The sequence below is a fragment of the Gammaproteobacteria bacterium genome (assembly GCA_015709635.1).
GTDB lineage: Bacteria > Pseudomonadota > Gammaproteobacteria > Burkholderiales > Nitrosomonadaceae > Nitrosomonas.
The window spans coordinates 1,721,587-1,740,570 of sequence record CP054180.1 but is presented as its reverse complement, the minus strand read 5'-3'; the positions used below and the strand labels follow the sequence as shown (position 1 = coordinate 1,740,570).

Genomic DNA, 18,984 nt, shown 5'->3' with positions numbered 1-18,984 from the left:
CGCAGCGTTAATCGTTCCGGGAAACGTGCGCTTCGGAGAAAGTCGCCATTTCATTATGCAACGCGCACGCCATGCGCAACAGGTTGAGCGCCACGGCGGCTCCGCTGCCTTCTCCCAAGCGCATGTTCAAATCGATCAAAGGATCGGCATCGAGTGCTTTGAGGATGGCTGCGTGCCCGGATTCCGCAGACCGGTGCGAAAAAATGAACCATTCCTTGCAACCCGGTGCAATATGCTCGGCGGCCAGTGCAGCGGCTGAGCTGATAAATCCATCGATCAGCACCGGCAAACCGAGTTGCGCGCCGCGAATATAGGCTCCCGTCAATGCGGCGATTTCAAATCCGCCGACACGGCGCAGTGCATCCAATGGAGAGTTGATCTGCGGCCGGTGCAGGGCTAAGGCGCGTTTGATGATTGCCATCTTGTGCATGACGCCTGCCGCATCCAGTCCGGTGCCGCGCCCGGTCAGCAGCACCGGATCCTCATGCAACAAAAGACACGCCAACGCAGTGGCGCTGGTGGTATTGCCGATGCCCATTTCGCCGCCGATGAAAAGTTGCTGGCCGTCTTTTTGTGCGCGTTCGGTCGTTTCATAGCCGACCGTCAGCGCCTGGCTGAGTTGCTCCCAGGTCATCGCGGGTTCATGGATAAAATTGGCCGTTCCCGCTCCGATGCGGCAATCCCTGACATTTGCCAGCGCTGGCATAGCCTGCACGGTTCCCAGGTTAATAATTTCCAGCAAGGCACCCAAGGTACGTGCCAGAACATTGATGGCACCGCCGCCGCGGGCAAAATTCCGGATCATTTCAGCGGTAACCGATTGCGGAAATGCGGAAACGCCTTCAGCGGCGACGCCGTGATCCGCTGCAAAAATGGCGATATATGCGCGATCAGCACCGGGTTGTTGGGTATTTTGCAGTGCAGCCAGCCGGATGGCGATTTCCTCCAAACGGCCGAGCGCCCCCGGCGGTTTGGTGAGTTGCATCTGACGGTGCTGCGCTAACCGGTGCATTTCCGCATTGGGTTGAGCCAGCGGCGCTTTCAGCCAATCGAAGGTTGCCGATGGCGTCATACCGGCTCTCCTTTCAACACCAAAGGCAAGCCGGCGACGGTCAAAATCACTTGGTCGCAGCACTGCGCGGCTGCCTGATGTAATTGACCCGCTTCGTCACAATAACGGCGGCTCAATTCTCCCATCGGTACGATGCCCATGTTGGTTTCATTGCTGACCAGAATCAACCTGCCGGTTGCCTGAGAAAGTGCGTTGAGAAATGCGGTACGTTCGGCGTCCAATCGCGCCGCCTCCGGATGAAGCAACCAGTTCGTCAACCAGAGCGTCAGGCAATCGACCAATAGACAGCGTTCCTCGTTGGTATGTTGCGTCAATACGGATGCCAGTTGCAGCGGTTCCTCGATGACTTGCCAGTGATCGGGCCGCCGTGCCCGGTGTGCGGCGATCCGCGCGCGCATTTCAGCGTCATCGCCGGTTGCCGTGGCGATATAGGTAACCGGCAATCGGCTTTCCATCGCCAGACGCTCCGCCAGGCGGCTTTTGCCGGAACGCACACCGCCCAGAATCAAGGTTCTGGTGGCTGTCATGATGACTGTGCGCCCAAGTTGAGCAACCGATTCAGTTGCGCGGTATCGAGGTATTGTTCGACACAATCCGCCAGCCGGTCGATGGCGGCGTTGCAGATCGTTTGGTAATCGGGCATTTCCACTTGGGTGTCCAATCCGGCCCAAGCTAGGAGCGCTTTGCGAGCAGCCGTGGATGTAAAAATGCCGTGCAGATAGGTTCCCAGTATCGAACCGTCATCGCTGACCGCACCATCCTGACTTTGCGGCAGATGAACAAGCGGTTGATAAGGTGCGTGATAAGTAGTGACTCCCGCGTGGATCTCGTAGCCGGTCACGGTTGCGTCGTTGAAAGTCAACCGGCCGTGCGCGTTGCGCAGAATCTTGTGCGGCTCCAATGTTGTTTCTATATCGAAAAATGCCAGTCCTGGCGCGCTACCGGCATCGCCTTCCAAACCATGCGGATCATGAATTCGTTTGCCGAGCATTTGAAAACCGCCGCAGATTCCCAGCAACTTTCCGCCGTAACGTAAGTGCCTCTGAATTGCCGATTCCCAGCCTTGCTGACGCAACCAATCGAGATCCGCACGGACATTTTTTGAGCCAGGTAAAATGATCAAATCCGCCGATGGAATGGTTTCACCGGGACCGATAAACTGCACGTGTACCTGCGGGTGCAAGCGCAGCGGATCGAAATCGGTGTGATTGCTGATGCGCGGTAATGCCGGAATGATAATCCGCAGATGCTGTTCTTCCGCTGACGCAATAAGATCATTAGCGTGCGGTAACGCGTCTTCCGCTTCGAGGTGCAATCCTTGCAAGTATGGCAAAACACCCAATACCGGTTTGCCGGTATAGCGTTCCAGCCAATCCAATCCGGGGTCGAGTAATGTTTTGTCGCCACGAAAGCGGTTGATGACAAATCCCTGGATGCGCGCTTGTTCGCTTTCACTCAGTAGTGCCAATGTGCCTGCCAGATGGGCGAAAACACCGCCGCGGTCGATATCGGCGATGACAATGACCGGGCAATCGACTGCTTCGGCAAACCCCATATTGGCGATGTCGTTGGTGCGCAGGTTGATTTCCGCCGGTGAGCCCGCGCCTTCGGCGATGATCCGCTCGTATTGAGCGCAAAGCCGCGTGTGCGATTCGAGCACAGCTTGCAGCGCGATCGATTTATAGTCATGAAAACCGCTGGCATCCATATTGGTGAGCGCATGACCGTGAATGATGATTTGCGCATGCTTGTCGGTGTTGGGTTTGAGCAATACCGGATTCATGTCGGTATGTGGTGCCAATCCGGCGGCCAAAGCCTGCACCGCTTGCGCCCGGCCGATTTCCCCGCTATCACGGGTAACCGCGCTATTGAGCGCCATGTTCTGCGGCTTGAACGGCGCTACCCGCACGCCTTGACGCGCCAGCCAGCGGCATAGCGCCGTCACCAGCATGCTTTTGCCGGCATCCGACGTGGTACCCTGGACCATCAGTGTTTGCGTGTTCATCGTGTGTGTTATGCCGTATTGTTCCAGTAATTATGAAAAAGCAATTCCTGCAGCGGACGTTCTTCCGCCCAGCCTTGCAGTTTCAGCATCGGCGCAGGATAAAAGGCTTCGACATGACCCAGGCATAAAATAGCGACTGGCTTACTACTGGCAGGCATGCTGAGTAATTCAGCCAATTGCGCGGGATCAAACAATGACACCCAGCCCATACCCAATCCTTCAGCACGCGCGGCCAGCCAGAAATTTTGAATGGCGCAGGCGACCGAAGCCAAGTCCATCTCGGGCAAAGTGCGGCGGCCAAAAATGTGTTGCTCGCGCCGATCACTTAATGCGACGATCAGCAGCTCTCCGCACTCCTGAATACCGGCGACTTTCAAGCGCATGAATTCATCGCTGCGTTCCGCCAGTGCAGCGGCGGTGCGGTGCCGCTCTTCTTCCACCAGGGTTGCAATGGTATTGCGCAACTGCGGATCGGTAATACGGATAAACCGCCATGGTTGCATCAAACCGACACTGGGTGCCTGGTGGGCGGCGGCGAGCAGGCGCTTCAATACGAGAGGATCAACCGGGTCGGGAAGAAAATGCCGCATGTCGCGGCGCTCGGCGATCACACGATAGATGGCGGCACGTTCACTATCACTGAAGCGATGGTTATGGCTCATGATGCTACAGATCGATCCCTTTTTGCGCTTGCACGCCGGCACGGAATGCATGCTTGATGTCAGTCATTTCGGTAACTGTATCCGCCGCTTCACACAGTGCTTCGGGAGCGCCCCGTCCGGTAATGACGACATGCTGCATGGGCGGGCGGTTTTTCAGATCGTTCAGTATCGCTGCCAGATCTAGCCAGCCGAATTTAAGCGGATACGTGAGTTCGTCGAGCACGATCAAATCCAGCGACGGATCATTCAGCATTTTTTGCACGACAGCCCAGCCACGTTGCGCGGTTTCCGTGTCGCGTTCCAGATTCTGCGTATCCCAGGTGAAGCCTTCGCCGAGGACATGCCAAGTGACATTGGATTGTTTGCGGAAGAATGCTTCTTCGCCGGTATCCGAACGGCCTTTGATGAATTGCGCGACACCCGCGTGCATGCCGTGGCCGAGTGCTCGCGCCAGCATGCCGAAGGCCGAGCTGGATTTACCTTTGCCGTTGCCGGTCAGAACCAGTAGCAAACCCTTTTCACGATCCGCGCGCGCAATCGCCGCATCGACGATTTCTTTCTTGCGCTGCATGCGTGTGCGATGGCGTTCTGCGCGCCCGGAATCGGTCATGGCGTTATCCTGCCGTGGTGTTGCGCGGATTGTGCTGCGCGATGAACGTCAAGAGCGCATGAACGGCAACGGCGATACCCAGGTAAAAAACGAAGGTCTCGATATAAAGCGGGAAATATTTCAGCAGTTGTTCGCCAAATTCGCTTATGCTGGTTTCTGCAATGCGGCCGGAGAAGAAATAAAACCCGCCGCCGGAGAATAGCTCGCACAGCGTTACACCCACTACGATGCTGGCAAAAAGTGGCAGAATGGTGTGCCATGCGAATTGATGCCGTTTCGCGTACCAGCGTCCGGCGAGCCATAACGACGCATAAGCCGGCAACAGAAAAATATACGCCGGGGTCATACAAAAATCGCTGACACCGCCCCAGGTGGTAGCGGCAACATCCAATCCCCAGCTCAACGCAAAAAATCCCACTAGCGGCCATGCGGAACGCAGATAAACTCCAGCGAGAAAGAAGATCGCCCAGGATGCATCGGCAAGGTTATGCAGCGTGGCGAAATGATGGCTGCGCGTGAGGATCATGAATACGACCAGCAGCAGCCCGATGGCGATTTGATGGCGAAGCGATAAAGTCAGCATGTTTAACTCCTAGTCAAGGTTGATAACGCAACATGGCGAAAAAATTCCGCCCCGGTTGATTGTAGAATGCCGCGGTTTGGTAGTGCTCATTGAATATATTTTCAATACGACCTTGCAAACGCCAATGTTTATTCAGGTTGTATTCGGCGCGTAAGTCGAATTTAACGTAACTATCCAGCTTGCGGGTATTGGCCAGATCGTCATAGCGCTGGCCTTCAACCAGCAGCATCGCGCCAAGGCGGTATCGGCCGAATTGCCGGTCGGCTTCCAACCGGAACGATTCCGGGGCGCGTCGAGGCAATATATTACCGCGATTTGGGCCGGATGAACGATTTTCGGGATCCATCAGCGTCAGATTGCCGTTCAATTGCCAGCCCTTGACCTGCAAGCTGACGATTCCCTCAAATCCGCGAATGCGTGCCTGATCGACATTGGCGGGCGCAAAAGTGGCGGCGTCGTAGGCGATCAAGTGGTAGATGTCATTTTCATAGATGTTCAACGACCAATTACCCCAAGCCGCCTTGCCGCGTGTGCCGAATTCAAAACTGCGCGAATCTTCCGGACGCAGATGCGGATTGCTGAAGCCGGGAAAATACAATTCGTTGAATGTCGGCGCTTTGAAGGCACTGCCAAAATTTGCCAGCAGACGGACATTCTCCGTGAGCGGATAACCCCAACCCGCACTGCCGGTCACCCGGCTGCCGAATTGCTGGTTATCGTCATGCCGCAGCGAGAGCTGAAAATCATGTTTGGCGACGGTGGCCTGATGTTGCGCGAAAACACCCCAGTTGGTGCGTGAGCGCACCGTGAAAGCTTCGGTGCTGTCGATATGATCATTCTGGTAGTCCATGCCGATGGTCAGCAAGTTTTTCGGATTGATGGTGAAATCGTTCAGTACCGAAATGGTGTTGCGCGTGGTATTGAAGCGGCTTTGAAACAAGGTATTAAGAAAATTATCCGTATCTTCGTGACTGCTGCCGCCGATCAAATTGACGCGCCAGAACTTGAGCGGCGAATAGCGCGCCGTGCCGCCAAAAACTTGCTGCATCACAATCCCTTTATTGACGAAGCTGCCGTCGAATTCGGTTTTGCCCGCAGAGCGCATGAAACTACCGTCGATTTCCAATCCGTTTTGGAAACGGTACCCCGCACGTGCAGTGCCTGCGACATTGCGGTAACCGTCCTTGTCATATAAGGTTGGATCGGACGAGTCGACAAAGCAACCGGCATCGCTGGAACCGGTGCAGGCATTAAACCCGCGCGTGCCGATACCGCTGGCGGTCATGTTCAACCAGCCTTGCTTGCCGCCATACGCGAATCCCGTAGCGCCTTCCAAAGTTCCGTAACTGCCGCCGCCGAAATTGAAATTCGGTTTGAATCCGCTACCACTGCCTTTGCGCGTGAAAATATGGATTACACCACCGATGGCCTCGGAGCCGTACAAGCTGGAGCGCGGGCCGCGCACGATTTCGATGCGCTCGATCTGATCGATCGGAATGTTTTCAAATGCCGTGGTACCTGAAGTAGCGGAACCCACTTTGATGTTGTCGATCATGACGAGCACTTGATCGGATTCGCTGCCGCGCATGAACACGGCGGTGTCTTTACCCGCACCGCCATTATTCGAGATACTCATTCCCGGCACGCCGCGAAACAAATCCTGAATCGAGCGCGCCTGCTGGCGTTCTATGTCCTGGCGCGAAATCACCGTGACTGAAGCGAGTGCAGCATCGGTGGTCTGAGCCGTGCGTGTGGCTGTAACGATAACCGGTTTCTCCTGATGATCCGCGTCTGCGGCAAATACATTCATTGCTGTGCCGAGCCATAGCACCGCCAGCGCCGTTAAACGGCATTTCTGCATGATTTGATTCCTCCGCGCACACCCGCGCGTTGTCGAATTTAAAAATGAGCGAATGCGGAAGAAGAATCCGGAAATGGACAACTCGAGCGGTTTAAAAAAACCGTCTGAAATGCCACCGATTGCCCGCCGCAATCTCGCAGTAATGTGTACACTTCGGGCCGGTCTCCGGACTGATGAGCGGAAGCAATTCCGGATCTGCGCCTTCCCGTGTTGTTGCACAGTGGCGTGATGCAGATCGTTAACTCAATTACCGTTGCGGGGGCAGTGCCGGCATTGCCTGAATGGAATCAGACGCACCGGCTTCCCGTTTAACCTGCAAGAAAAGAAACTCGCAGGCACCTGAACGTGAGGGCGCAAACTTACCCGATGGACAGCCGGTATGTCAAGAATAGGTTGAAAAAGTATGCCGGTGATGGTCACAATGCGATTCTGTATTCCGGGCGGCACACAGAGCGCGTGATATAGGAAGAAAACACCGCATTTTGGGCGAATTTATCAGAGAAATGATGTATGGGCGGTAAAGCACAGTATTTTATTTTTGCACTTGCAAGCTTGTTTTTTGCGAATTTCAGCGCATTCGCCGAGAGGAGTTGCTTGCCGGATAATCAGCAGGGCATAGGTGCGCTCGGCCGGATTGAACCGCGTTCGCGCGTGATTAAAATTTCCCACAATGCCGGACCGGAAGGCGCGCGCGTTGAACAGCTCTTTTTTGAAGAGGCCGATCAGGCCAAATCCGGTGATACACTGGCATTGTTGTCCGATCATTTCAAGAAAAAAGCGCAGGTTGAAGCAACCAAAGCGCGTATCAGAGTACTCGAGGCACAACATGCGGTGGAGCAAGCTGCGCTGGCTTTCAATAAAAGGGAATACTTGCGCCATCAATCGCTCGAACTCAGCTCCGCAACGAGTGCCTCGATCGCCGACGCCAAGCGCTTGGCGTTCGAACAATCGCAAATCAATCTGAAACGCTTAGTGGCGGAAATCGCACAAGCGCGATCCGAGCAACAAGTTAATGAAGCGGAATTGAGCAATACCCGCATTACTGCACCGATCAGCGGTACCGTCCTGAAGATTCATACGCGACCGGGCGAACGAATCGGCGATAAGGGCTTGCTGGAAATGGCGGATTTATCGCAACTCGATGTCGTGGCGGAAGTCTATGAATCCGATTTGCTGCAAGTGGAAGCAGGTCAACCAGGATGTATTCATGCAACGGGTTTTAAGCGAATTTATCGCGCGCAAGTTAGGGAACTGGGATTCCTGGTCAGAAAAAACGATATCAATGACACCGATCCGTTGGCCGACCGCGATAACCGCATCATCGAAGTCCGTCTGACGCTGGAGCCGGATGCGGTAACCGATTTACAGCACCAGATCTTCCGCCAGGTTAACGTGCGTATCGTGCCGTGATGATCGATTGGTTTTATTTTCCAGCGCGGCTGGCATGGCGGCAATTGGTTTTTGACCGCACCAAGCTGGTTGCCGCGATTTGCGGTGTGTTGTTCGCGTGCGTGCTGGTATTCATGCAATTGGGTTTCCGGGATGCGCTGTATGCCAGCGCAATTTCCGCACCGCTGAAATTGGATGGCGATCTGTTTCTGATGCACAAGCAAAGCGAAGCGCTATGGCGCCCGGTGACATTTAAACGCAGCGAGTTGATGCGTGCGTTGGGAAATCCGGCAGTCGCCGAAGTTTATCCGCTTTATCTGGGGTTAGCGCCGTTCAAGAATATTGAAACCCGGGTCAAGCGCACATTAATGGTGTACGGCTTTGATCCGGATTCGCAGATATTCAGCGTGGAGACCATCCGGGATCAGCAGGCGGGGTTGAAACTGAAGGATACCGTGCTGTTCGACGAATATTCCCGGCCAGAATTCGGACCGCTGCGGCAACTGTTGGATAACGGGCGAAATATCACCGAGATCAATGATTACAAGATAGCCGTCATCGGATTGTTTAAGTTGGGCGTATCTTTCGCTGCCGATGGCAATATCGTCGCCAGCGAATTGAATTTCATGCGGATTTTTCCCAAAAGAAATCGCAGCGATATCGATTTGGGTATCATCAAACTTTACCCGGGCGCCTCGATCGAACAGACGCAAGCCGAACTGCACCTGCGGTTGAATGAATTCGTCAATGTTTTTACCTATGGAGAGCTGATGCAGTATGAGAGGAATTACTGGGCGAATATGGCGCCCATTGGTTTTATATTCGGATTCGGCACCGTCATGGGCTGGGTAGTTGGCTTAGTGATCGTGTATCAGATTTTGTTTACCGATATCGCCAATCTGCGTAATGAGTTTGCCACGCTCAAAGCCATCGGCTACGAGCAGGGCTATTTCATTCGCGTGGTGTTTGCCTCGGCTTTCTTTCTGGCGGTTTTGGGATTCGTTCCGGGTTGTGCGCTTTCCGTCGGTTTGTATCATCTGGCGGAGTCGCAAATATTTATGCCGATGCCGATGACATTGAACAAAGTGACCACCGTGTTCGTGTTTATTCTCTCCATGTGCGCCATGGCCGGATTTCTGGCCATCCGCAAATTGAAAGCCGCCGATCCGGCGGATATGTTCTGATGACGGCGATCATCGATGTCGATCGTTTGAGTTTCAGTTTTGGCAGCGGCGCCCTGGTACAACCTGTTCTGAAGAATGTGACGATTGCGATCCGCCAAGGTGAAATCGTGCTGATTACCGGGCCTTCCGGCTCCGGAAAAACGACATTCTTGACCATCATCGGCGGACTACGCCAAGCGTTCCACGGCAGCGTCATGGTGCTTGATCAGCAATTGATCAATAGCAACGAGCAAGTCAAAATCAAAGTGCGCCAGCAAATCGGTTACATTTTCCAGCAGCATAATCTACTCAAATCGCTCACGGCGTTACAAAACGTCAGTATGACGTTGGAAATGGGCAACACGCTGACGGAGCAGCAACGGCTCGAGCGGTCGGCGCAAATGCTGACCGCCGTCGGGTTGGGAGATTGCCTTCACTACAAGCCGGATCAACTGTCAGCCGGGCAGCGGCAACGGGTTTCCATCGCACGCGCCTTGGTCGGGCAACCGAAAATCGTGCTGGCCGACGAACCGACCGCTTCACTCGATAAACAGAGCGGCTACGAAGCGGTCAGTATTCTGAAGCAACTGGCAAAGGAATCACAAACTACCATCCTGCTGGTGACGCACGATTATCGCATTCTCGATGTCGCGGATCGCGTGGTGGAGCTGGAAGATGGCGTGATTAAAAATACCTGATTGCGCCGGTTCACCGGAAGCATACCGTGCCCGCTATATGATTCAGTGTTTCCAATGGATTATGTTTATGATTGCTATAATTTAGCACCGGTACCGACGAGCTCACCGGAAGTGATTTTGTAGGCAAAGCTTTCATGATCCAGGCTGTCGAGTGCTTTGCCATCGATTTCCGCGTACGGATACATGAAGAATGGCAGCTTGCTGGCAGTGTTGCTTGGATGCAGCGTCAAGTCTTCAGCGTGATTGAATGTCAGCCAATTCATTTCCCAAGTGCCAAAAAACTTTTCCCGCAATTGCATGATTTTCGGATCGTCCAGCGCCAGTTTTTCCAAGTTCGATGCCTGCAGCACATCGGCCGGATTCACCGGTATCCAGCCGCGGCCAGCGAGAAAGAATTCCGCGCGGCAGTGTTGCGATTGGCTGATGTCACCGTATTGTCCGATACTGTTAAACAATTTCGATTCGCTGATGCGGATGCCGTACTGATTGCGCGCCGGGATATTGGCGGCTTTTGCCAATGCGACAAACAACGAATTCAAGTCGACACATTTACCGGCCAGCTGGCTTTTTTCCAGCATCGCTTTAATATCACCTTGCCCCCGCCCGCGTGTATTCTGGTCGTATTGCGCATTATCGATGACCCAGTCATAAATGGCTTTTGCTTGATCCACTGTCGTTGCGGCATGTTTATCTTTCAAGATGGCATGCGCGGTTTCGCGTACGATACCGTTGGTTGGTTTCAAGTGGGTCGGATTCAAATAATTCTTGATGCTGTGCGGCAGCGCGGAATTCTTGGTGGCGTGATCGTGCGTGAGATCCAAGGAATGGTGCGTGGTTTTCACGATGCAACTGACGGTGACGTGACGCATGCCGCTTTTCGGTTTGCCTTGCCATTCGGCTTTGAAAACCGGGAAAGGGCTGGCTCCCAGTGTACCGAAAGAAGCTTTAGTGGCGTTGCCATTCCAATTGCTGCCTTGCGTGAACTGAAAAGCGGAGTCATTGGTATCGGGCAGCGGCAGCCATAGGCGCGCGGAATTGCCATTGACCGGGAGGTCGATTTGATAGGTTAAGCGATAGCTGGTCCAATTGCTGAAATCCGATGACAGCAGTTGCTTGGCCATTAAGGGTGAAACCGGGAAAGAGAGTACACTTGTGCCGATTAATTTTATAAAATCCCTGCGTTTCATAACTTCCTTTATGGTGAATTTGTTGAGTTGCGGAATTTTATCTGATCGTTTCTTTATGTCAATGCAGCGCACACAGGTATTTACATGATGACTCATTTGATGGATTTTCTGCCTGCGGTGGAAATCGAAACGGACGATTCCCCGACACATGCCATTATATGGCTGCACGGACTGGGTGCTGACGGAAACGATTTCGTGCCGATCGTCGACGAACTGGAATTTTCGCCCGGTACGGCGGTCCGGTTTGTTTTTCCGCATGCACCCGAGCGTCCCGTCACGATTAATAACGGTTACATCATGCGCGCCTGGTACGATATTGTTCATGCAAATTTTAGCGATCACCAGGATAAATCCGGTATTCATGGGTCGCAAAAAGCAATCGATGCTTTGATCGACAGGGAAATGCAGCGCGGTATTCCGTCCGAACGCATCGTGCTGGCCGGTTTTTCGCAAGGTGGTGCGATGGCACTGCAAGCCGGGTTGCGTCAGCATAATCCGCTGGCTGGAATTATTGCATTATCCTGTTATTTGCCGCTGGCAGACACGCTTTCAGCCGAAGCTTCTAGTGCCAATGCCGCAACACCGATTTTTATGGCACATGGCAGCTACGATCCGGTAGTACCTTTAACATTGGCTATACAATCAAAGGAAAAACTGCTGGCCAGCGGCTATTCTCTGGAATGGCATGAATTCCCCATGGCGCATACCGTATGCGGACAGGAAATTGCCGCTATCAGCAGCTGGTTGCGGCGTATTCTCGGCTGATCGTTATTCCGTGCATTCAGCGAGGCTAATAAGCATTATTTTTTTTGATGACGACGCTGATGGTTTTGAAGATGATCCAGAGGTCGAGCCAGATGGACCAGTTTTTGAGATAGTAGAGGTCGTGCTCGATGCGCGCTTTCATTTTTTCCAGCACATCGGTTTCACCGCGCCAGCCGTTGACCTGAGCCCAACCAGTGATGCCGGGTTTGGCCATATGACGCAGCATATAGCCCTTGATCAGCTTGCGATAGAGTTCGTTATGCGCCACCGCGTGCGGACGCGGGCCGACGATGCTCATTTTGCCCTCCAGCACATTGAAGAATTGCGGCAGTTCGTCCAATGACGTGCGGCGCAGGAAGCCACCGATTTTGGTCAAGCGTTGATCGTTCTGCTTGGCCTGCTGAATAGTGGCACCATCCTCGGTGACCGTCATGGAGCGGAATTTATACACGATGATCTCCTCGCCGTTGAGGCCGTAGCGGCGCTGCTTGAAGATCACCGGGCCGGGCGATGTAACTTTCACCGCCAAGGCGATGCACGCCATCAAAGGCGATAGCAAAATGATAATCAGCAGAGCCAGTACAAAGTCGCTGACACTTTTCACCACACCATCCACACCGACAAAAGGCGATTCGTTCATAGCCACGACCGGTACATCGCCAATGTACTCGAAGCGCGCCTGCATCAAATCGAAGATATAAATATCGGGCAGGAAATAGATCGATGACGTGGTATCCGGCAACTCATCCATCAGTTTCTGAATGCGCGGCTGAGACGACATCGGCAAACTGATGAAAACCATCTCGGTATTATGCTTCTGGATGTAGGGCACGACATCATCCAGTCCTCCTAAGCGCGAGCCGAAATCATCCGGCCGGGTGATCGCCGCTGCCGCAGCAGGATCAACCGGCTCTTCCGTTTGCGCACCGAAGTTGCCGGCGATGCGCGAACTGCTGCGCTCATCGAAGAAGCCTTGATAACTGACCAATAAAAAGGGCAGCTCGGCAATATGCCGGATGAACGACAAGCTGTTTTCATTGGCGCCGATCACGATCGCCGAGCGTAGCTTGCCTTTGTTATACAGATTGGTGACGATGCTGCGCACCGTGAGATGGCTTGCAATCAGCATGAGCGGTGTGGCGATAAACCAGGTCAGCAGAACTTGTTTGGAAAACTGATTGTAAAATTTAGTGGCATAACCGAGAAATACCAAAATAGCGACAATCACCAGCCAACCCATCACCGTATCGCGCATATAGGCAAGCAAGCGGCCCTTGCGCCAATTGCGGTAAATGAGGATGCGCTCGTAAATATAAGTGGAAATAAAGAAGGTGATGATGACCAGCACCAGATAGTAACTGGTGAAGTCTTCATCGTATAACCAAGCGGTCAGGATCAGCATGCTCCAGATGATGAACGGGTCGAGCAAGTGCTTGAAAAAAGCTACGATAGGTAAATCGTTGACTGTCATCGTTTTCCGTAAGTATATTGCAGATTGATATTGGCACCGTTGGCATTAAATCCGCCCAAAGGGTTATTGGTCTGCAAATCGTTATGATAGGCCGAAGCGATGACCTGTAAACCAGGATAAGGGGCGTATATGAGTTTTACCGTGGCATTGCGAAGCGTATTGTGCGTACCGATCGGTAGAAATGAATCGGTAAAAATTGAAAAACGGTCAAATTTCAGATGCTGATAGGAAAAATCTCCCTCGAGTCTTACTTTTCTGGTGATGTCCCAATGGGGAATAATGCTGACACCGGTATTCAAGCTGAAGCTGGCGGTAAGCATCAGCATAGCCGCAGTTTCACGCCACCCGGTAACCGAGACGCCGACCTTGTCGGTAGGTTGCCACTGATAGACCATACGGGCATTGAATCCGCTAAAGTCACGCGTTTTAAAGCTTGCATTGGTGCGCTCCACCCATCCGCCGGTTCCGTAGAGGCGAGATTTTGCGGTCACCACCCAGTTGACTTTAGCCAACGCTTCCATCTGGTTATAGCTATTGTCCGTGGACGAACCATCCGCCGCCAGAACGCGCACCGGGAAATCGCCGATGGTATCGCGAAAGAGTATCCCCACGGTATTTCTGCCTGACGTTATGAAATCGATGCCGCCTTCAAAGCGGTTTTCGATACGATTCAGGAAGCGCAACGTGGGACTATTCGAACTGAGATCGTAATGGGTATAGCTGCCATTCAAGCGCCAGCTGGGATGAAGACTCCATGTCGCATTTAAAAACTCGGTTTGCTCGGTTCTGACATTTTTAACACCTGGCTGAAACACGAACGGCGCTAGTGATTGTACATAGCTTGCACCCATGTTGCCTTCCAAGCGGTTGCCGAGAAACCACTGCCAACTGCCGTTGAAGCTTTTCAGATTGTTGTTCATTTGGTTGAATTTCTCAAACCGGGTATGAGTCCAGTTTAAATTCGCATTGAACCGTTGCCGCCCGATTTCTTTTTCTAACAGTACTCCGCCGGTAAAACGCTGGGAAATATCAAAAAGATTATTCGTGCCCAGTAGCGGCAGGGGATTCGTTCCATCGCGTATACGCAATATGTTGTCATCGGCGGTCAAGCTGTAACTACCATAAGGCTGTATCAATTTGCCAAACAGCGCAGCAGATGCGGTGTGGCTGAAAAGCAGCAGTAAAACACCCGCGGAAATCAGTATCCGCAACCGGATGAGTCGTGAAAGGCAGTGCGCGATGCGGGTAATAGACTGAGTGATGCGAGTAAATGTAACTTCCATGAATTGATGTTTCATTAACTTGAGATTCTCAGAGTTTCCAGTAGACAAAGATCAAGATATTTGACAGAACCTGTGTTTTCCATAACATGTTCTCATAAAATTATTTTTAACAACACTTTTTCCACCGGAAAACATACTTTTTTTACCCCTTTAATACCCTTAGTCGTTATTTTTAACAAGTAGGATCGGGAACTGAAGTAAAGATCTTTCGATAGCATTGGCGTAACACGGAAAAAAATTATGGTTGGGTTTACGGCATCCGCAAGCAATAAGATTAGCAAGAAAGATACAAACGGCATTTATGGGAAGAACTGCGACTGTTTTGTCAGTCCGGTTTTTCGGTCGGATAGAAAAATGTGCTAAGGAAACTCTGAAACAGGTAGCGAGCATGGCCGAGCGTAGCAGTTTTTCAGAACTTCCCTAATAATATCAATTCCAATTGCAATCATTGCAAGGAGGAACGAATGAAATTCACTTCATTGACGCAGCGTTTTGCTGTCTGGTTTACATTGGTTTCCTTGCTGCCAATATTGGTCATTGGTAATAGCCTGTTGCACACCTTTGAGAAAGAAATCAAGAAATCGGCCATCCGCAATGTTTCTGCCATTGCCGATAAAAAATTCGAACAAATCGACAGTTATCTGCAAGAGCGCTTGCTCGATACCAGCTTGATACGTGACGCCAGCACGACACATGAAGCCATTATCGGATTTTCCAAAATTTTCGAGGAAAACGGAGTGGATTCGGAGGAATATCGCCGCTTGGACGCCAGTTATCGCGAAAATTTCAAACGTTTTGTTGAAGATGCGAAATATTACGATTTATTTTTGATTTCCACCCAAGGCACGATTATTTACTCGCAAACGCACGAATCCGATTTTGCCACCAACTTATTTACCGGTCCTTATCGCGATACCGGTTTAGGCAAGGTGACACGCTTTGCGCTGGAGAACTTGAAAAGCAGTATTTCGGATTTTGAACGCTACGAACCATCCCGGGGCGCTATTGCCGCATTTGTTGCAACACCGATTGTATTAAATGGAGAAACCAAGGGTGTTTTGGCATTGCAAATTTACAGCCAACGCGTGTTTACCGTGTTATCGAATAACGTCGGACTGGGTGATAGCGGTGAAACGGTCGTGGCGCGTCTGGAAGACGATCAGACTGCACTCGTCATGGTGCCGCTCAAATATGATCCCGATGCAGCACTGAAACGCCGGATACCGCTGAATACACTGCCATCTTCCGAAGCCATGCAAAATGCTTTGAAGGGGCAATCGGGCGGTGCATTGACTACCGATTACCGCGGCAAGGAAGTGGTTGCAGCATGGCGTTATTTGCCGCGTATGAAATGGGGCATCGTCGTGCAAATTGATGTCGAAGAAGCCTTTGCTTCTGTTTATAAGGTACATTTTATCGGCTTGGTTATTCTGATTTTGATATTGTTTGCCGCCTTATTGGGGGCGATATTGTTCCACCGCCGCGTGGTTAATCCCTTGAAACATTTGAATCAGAGTGCAATGGAAATTTCTTCGGGAAACTTGCATCAACTGGTTGCGATTGAAGGCTGGGATGAAATGCGACAGTTGGCGCACACGTTTAATGCGATGGTCGAAAAACTATGCGCGAGCGATCAAAATCGCAATAAAGCCGAAGAAAATCTGGTGCAGCTCAATCAGGAGCTGGAACATCGCGTGGCGACCAGAACCGACGATCTGCAGCGCGCTAACGAAGCTTTGGCGATCAAAGAAGAGGAAATGCGCTCGGTAGTTGAGCACATGGTGGATTGCGTGGTGACCACCGACGAAATCGGCACCATCTTATCCGTCAATCCGGTGATGGAGAAATTGTTCGGTTACAGCCACGATGAGATGATCGGACAGAACATCTCGATCATCGTACCCGAACCGGATCGCAGCAAGCATAATAGTTATATGGAAAACTATTGTCGTACCGGTCATGGCCAGGAATATATCGGGCGCCCTTATTTGTCCGGTTCGCACGGCATCGGCCTGGGACGGGAAGTGGAAGGTGTGCGTAAAAACGGTGAGCGGATTGAACTGTATCTGGCTGTCAGCGAATATTTTGTTGCCGGAAAACGGCATTTCACCGGTGTGATGCGCGATATCCGCGAACATGTGCGTATCATGAAGGATTTGAAACAAGCCCGCATCGAAGCGGAGCAAGCCAACAAAGCCAAATCGGCGTTTCTTGCCGCCATGAGTCACGAAATCCGCACACCGATGAATGGCGTGATCGGTATGATCGATGTCATGCGGCAAACCAGTTTGAGCGGTTATCAAATGGAAATGGCGAATCTGATCCGCGATTCCGCTTATGCCTTGCTCTCTATTATTGAAGACATTCTCGATTTTTCCAAGATCGAAGCGGGCAAGCTGGAAATCGAGAAAATTCCGATGCCGCTGGCCAGCATCATCGAGAATGCCTGCGGTATGCTGGCACATCTGGCGCTCAGTAAGAAAGTTGAGCTCACTCTGTTTATCGATCCCGCCATCCCGGAAAATGTATTGGGCGATCCGCTGCGTTTGCGCCAGGTGCTGGTCAATATCATCAACAATGCGATCAAATTTTCCAGTAAGCAGGAAAAACAAGGCAAGGTGTCGGTGCGGGTATTATTGACCGAATCGAATACGGACCAGATCGTGGTGACCTTTCAAATCACCGATAATGGCATCGGTATGGATAAAGAGACGCAGGAAAAGCTCTTTAAATCTTTCTCGCAAGGCGATCCTTCCACCACGCGCCGCTTCGGCGGCACCGGTCTCGGTTTGGCGATTTCGCACCACCTGGCGGAGCTGATGGATGCGGAAATTACCGTGCAAAGCGAGCCGCAGCAAGGATCCACTTTCATTATCCAAATGCCTTTTAAACCGCTACCGGCTAGCGCGGTTATCAATCACAAGATCGAAGACCTGGACGGCATGAATTGCTTGATACTCGGCGACAACGCCAGTTTGAGCAATGATTTGGCGGTTTATTTGCGCAGCGCAGGAGCGGAAGTTAAACAAATATCCGATTTTTCCAAGGCTGATCAAGTTATTCGAAATCTGACGCCCGGGTTATGGCTGGTGGTGATCGATGCGGGTCAGGAAGTGTTTTCCATCGAAGCGCTGCGCACTGCATTTAATGCGCGCGGTGAGCAGATAAAGAAACGCCCGGGTAAAGCCGGATTGAGGGAGGTTCAACCATACATCGACCCCCGCTTTGTCGTGATCAAACGTGGCCGCCGCCGCCAGGCGCGCATTGAAGATATCGATATCATTACGCTTGATGGCGATGTCATGTACCGTCAATCGTTGCTGCGCGCGATGGCGATTGCCGCCGGTAAAGTGGAAGCGAGCGCGGAGAGCGCGCCGCTTGTCAGCACTCTCAAGTCACAGCCTACCTCGGTCTCGCGCGAAGAAGCGCTGCGCCAAGGCCGGCTTATTTTGGTGGCGGAAGATAACGACATTAACCAGAAAGTCATCCGCCAGCAACTGACTTTACTTGGCTATGTAGCGGATATTGCCAACGATGGCCGGGAAGCGCTGAAACGTAAGCAGAATTGTGCATATGGATTGCTGCTGACCGATTTGCACATGCCGGAGATGGACGGTTTTGAATTGACGAAAGAGATCCGGTCAGCGGAATCCGGCCAACAGCACATGCCGATTGTCGCACTGACGGCCAATGCCTTGAAAGGTGAGAGGGAACACTGCCTCAACGCCGGCATGGACGATTACCTGAGCAAACCGGTGCAACTTGAGGATTTGCGCCAGATTCTGGAAAAATATTTGCCGCGCAGCGAAGCGCCGGTAACTGCAAAACCTGCGGCTTCTGCAGCCGCCGTATCAGCGAGTAAAGTGGAAGCGGCAGTGGTACCGGTCAATGTCCATGTGCTGGAAGAGCTGGTCGGCAATGATGCGGAGATGATCCGGGAAATGCTGACAGATTTTCGCGCCAGCGCGGAAAAAATAGCTACAGAGCTGCACGTCGCTTATCAAGCCGGTCAATTGACGGTTGCCGGTGGGTTGGCGCATAAGCTGAAATCATCCGCACGATCGGTGGGGGCGCTGGCATTAGGTGAATTGTGCGCGGCCATGGAACAAGCAGGTAAAAAGAATGCTGCGGCGGAACTGGCGGTGTTGTTGCCGCAATTTGATGCGGAAATGCTCGCGGTTAAAACCTATCTTGATTCCTTAACCGCGCCAGATGGGGAAAATTTGTAAAACTGT

At 52.2% G+C, this 18,984-nt stretch carries 15 protein-coding genes and 1 riboswitch; of the genes, 5 read left to right on the top strand and 10 right to left on the bottom strand.

Annotated features, from left to right (window positions below; genetic code table 11):
* Positions 1-7 precede the first annotated feature (7 nt).
* From cobT to btuB, 7 genes are read right to left on the bottom strand one after another with little or no spacing between them, the layout of a single operon-like run.
* Positions 8-1,072 (bottom strand): nicotinate-nucleotide--dimethylbenzimidazole phosphoribosyltransferase, encoded by a 1,065-nt coding sequence (gene cobT, locus HRU78_08165; GenBank protein QOJ23627.1) that lies wholly within the window; start codon positions 1,070-1,072, stop codon positions 8-10.
* Complete coding sequence (gene cobU / locus HRU78_08160; protein QOJ23626.1) at positions 1,069-1,599, bottom strand: bifunctional adenosylcobinamide kinase/adenosylcobinamide-phosphate guanylyltransferase; 531 nt, start codon at positions 1,597-1,599, stop codon at positions 1,069-1,071. The genes cobT and cobU overlap by 4 nt, the downstream gene beginning before the upstream one ends.
* Positions 1,596-3,077, bottom strand: a complete 1,482-nt coding sequence (locus HRU78_08155) for a cobyric acid synthase (protein QOJ23625.1) — start codon at positions 3,075-3,077, stop codon at positions 1,596-1,598. Before HRU78_08155 ends, cobU begins: the two co-directional genes overlap by 4 nt.
* 8 nt (positions 3,078-3,085) lie before the next feature.
* Positions 3,086-3,739, bottom strand: coding sequence for a 5,6-dimethylbenzimidazole synthase (bluB, locus tag HRU78_08150; protein ID QOJ23624.1), 654 nt, complete (start codon positions 3,737-3,739; stop codon positions 3,086-3,088).
* Positions 3,740-3,743: 4 nt separating this feature from the next.
* Positions 3,744-4,349: a cob(I)yrinic acid a,c-diamide adenosyltransferase gene (cobO, locus tag HRU78_08145; GenBank protein QOJ23623.1), complete on the bottom strand. Its 606-nt coding sequence runs from the start codon at positions 4,347-4,349 to the stop codon at positions 3,744-3,746.
* 4 nt (positions 4,350-4,353) lie between these two features.
* A complete protein-coding gene (locus HRU78_08140; protein ID QOJ23622.1) occupies positions 4,354-4,932 on the bottom strand; it encodes a hypothetical protein in 579 nt (192 codons plus the stop codon).
* Positions 4,933-4,945: 13 nt separating this feature from the next.
* Entirely contained in the window at positions 4,946-6,793 is a 1,848-nt protein-coding gene (btuB, locus tag HRU78_08135; protein QOJ23621.1) for a TonB-dependent vitamin B12 receptor, read from the bottom strand.
* Positions 6,794-6,931: 138 nt separating this feature from the next.
* Positions 6,932-7,151, bottom strand: a riboswitch (cobalamin riboswitch).
* Positions 7,152-7,387: 236 nt separating this feature from the next.
* Between btuB and HRU78_08130 the strand changes: the two genes are divergently transcribed.
* From HRU78_08130 to HRU78_08120, 3 genes are read left to right on the top strand one after another with little or no spacing between them, the layout of a single operon-like run.
* Positions 7,388-8,203, top strand: coding sequence for an efflux RND transporter periplasmic adaptor subunit (locus HRU78_08130; protein QOJ23620.1), 816 nt, complete (start codon positions 7,388-7,390; stop codon positions 8,201-8,203).
* Entirely contained in the window at positions 8,203-9,366 is a 1,164-nt protein-coding gene (locus HRU78_08125) for an FtsX-like permease family protein (GenBank protein ID QOJ23619.1), read from the top strand. The genes HRU78_08130 and HRU78_08125 overlap by 1 nt, the downstream gene beginning before the upstream one ends.
* Positions 9,366-10,043, top strand: a complete 678-nt coding sequence (locus tag HRU78_08120; GenBank protein QOJ23618.1) for an ATP-binding cassette domain-containing protein — start codon at positions 9,366-9,368, stop codon at positions 10,041-10,043. Before HRU78_08125 ends, HRU78_08120 begins: the two co-directional genes overlap by 1 nt.
* A 74-nt stretch (positions 10,044-10,117) precedes the next feature.
* Here HRU78_08120 and HRU78_08115 read toward each other — a convergent pair whose 3' ends face one another.
* Positions 10,118-11,230 carry a transglutaminase domain-containing protein gene (locus HRU78_08115; GenBank protein ID QOJ23617.1) on the bottom strand — a complete coding sequence of 371 codons (1,113 nt, stop codon included), beginning with the start codon at positions 11,228-11,230 and terminating at the stop codon, positions 10,118-10,120.
* An 84-nt stretch (positions 11,231-11,314) separates the two neighbouring features.
* On the opposite strand from HRU78_08115, the gene HRU78_08110 reads away from it, so the two are divergent.
* The gene (locus HRU78_08110; protein QOJ23616.1) at positions 11,315-11,995 is read left to right on the top strand and encodes a dienelactone hydrolase family protein; all 681 of its coding nucleotides are present in this window, start codon (positions 11,315-11,317) and stop codon (positions 11,993-11,995) included.
* Between the two features lie 25 nt (positions 11,996-12,020).
* Here HRU78_08110 and HRU78_08105 read toward each other — a convergent pair whose 3' ends face one another.
* A complete protein-coding gene (locus HRU78_08105) occupies positions 12,021-13,466 on the bottom strand; it encodes an undecaprenyl-phosphate glucose phosphotransferase (protein ID QOJ23615.1) in 1,446 nt (481 codons plus the stop codon).
* Positions 13,463-14,764: a hypothetical protein gene (locus HRU78_08100; protein ID QOJ23614.1), complete on the bottom strand. Its 1,302-nt coding sequence runs from the start codon at positions 14,762-14,764 to the stop codon at positions 13,463-13,465. The genes HRU78_08105 and HRU78_08100 overlap by 4 nt, the downstream gene beginning before the upstream one ends.
* A 449-nt stretch (positions 14,765-15,213) precedes the next feature.
* Here HRU78_08100 and HRU78_08095 point away from each other — a divergent pair, with 449 nt between their 5' ends.
* Positions 15,214-18,978: a response regulator gene (locus HRU78_08095; GenBank protein QOJ23613.1), complete on the top strand. Its 3,765-nt coding sequence runs from the start codon at positions 15,214-15,216 to the stop codon at positions 18,976-18,978.
* Positions 18,979-18,984: the final 6 nt, after the last annotated feature.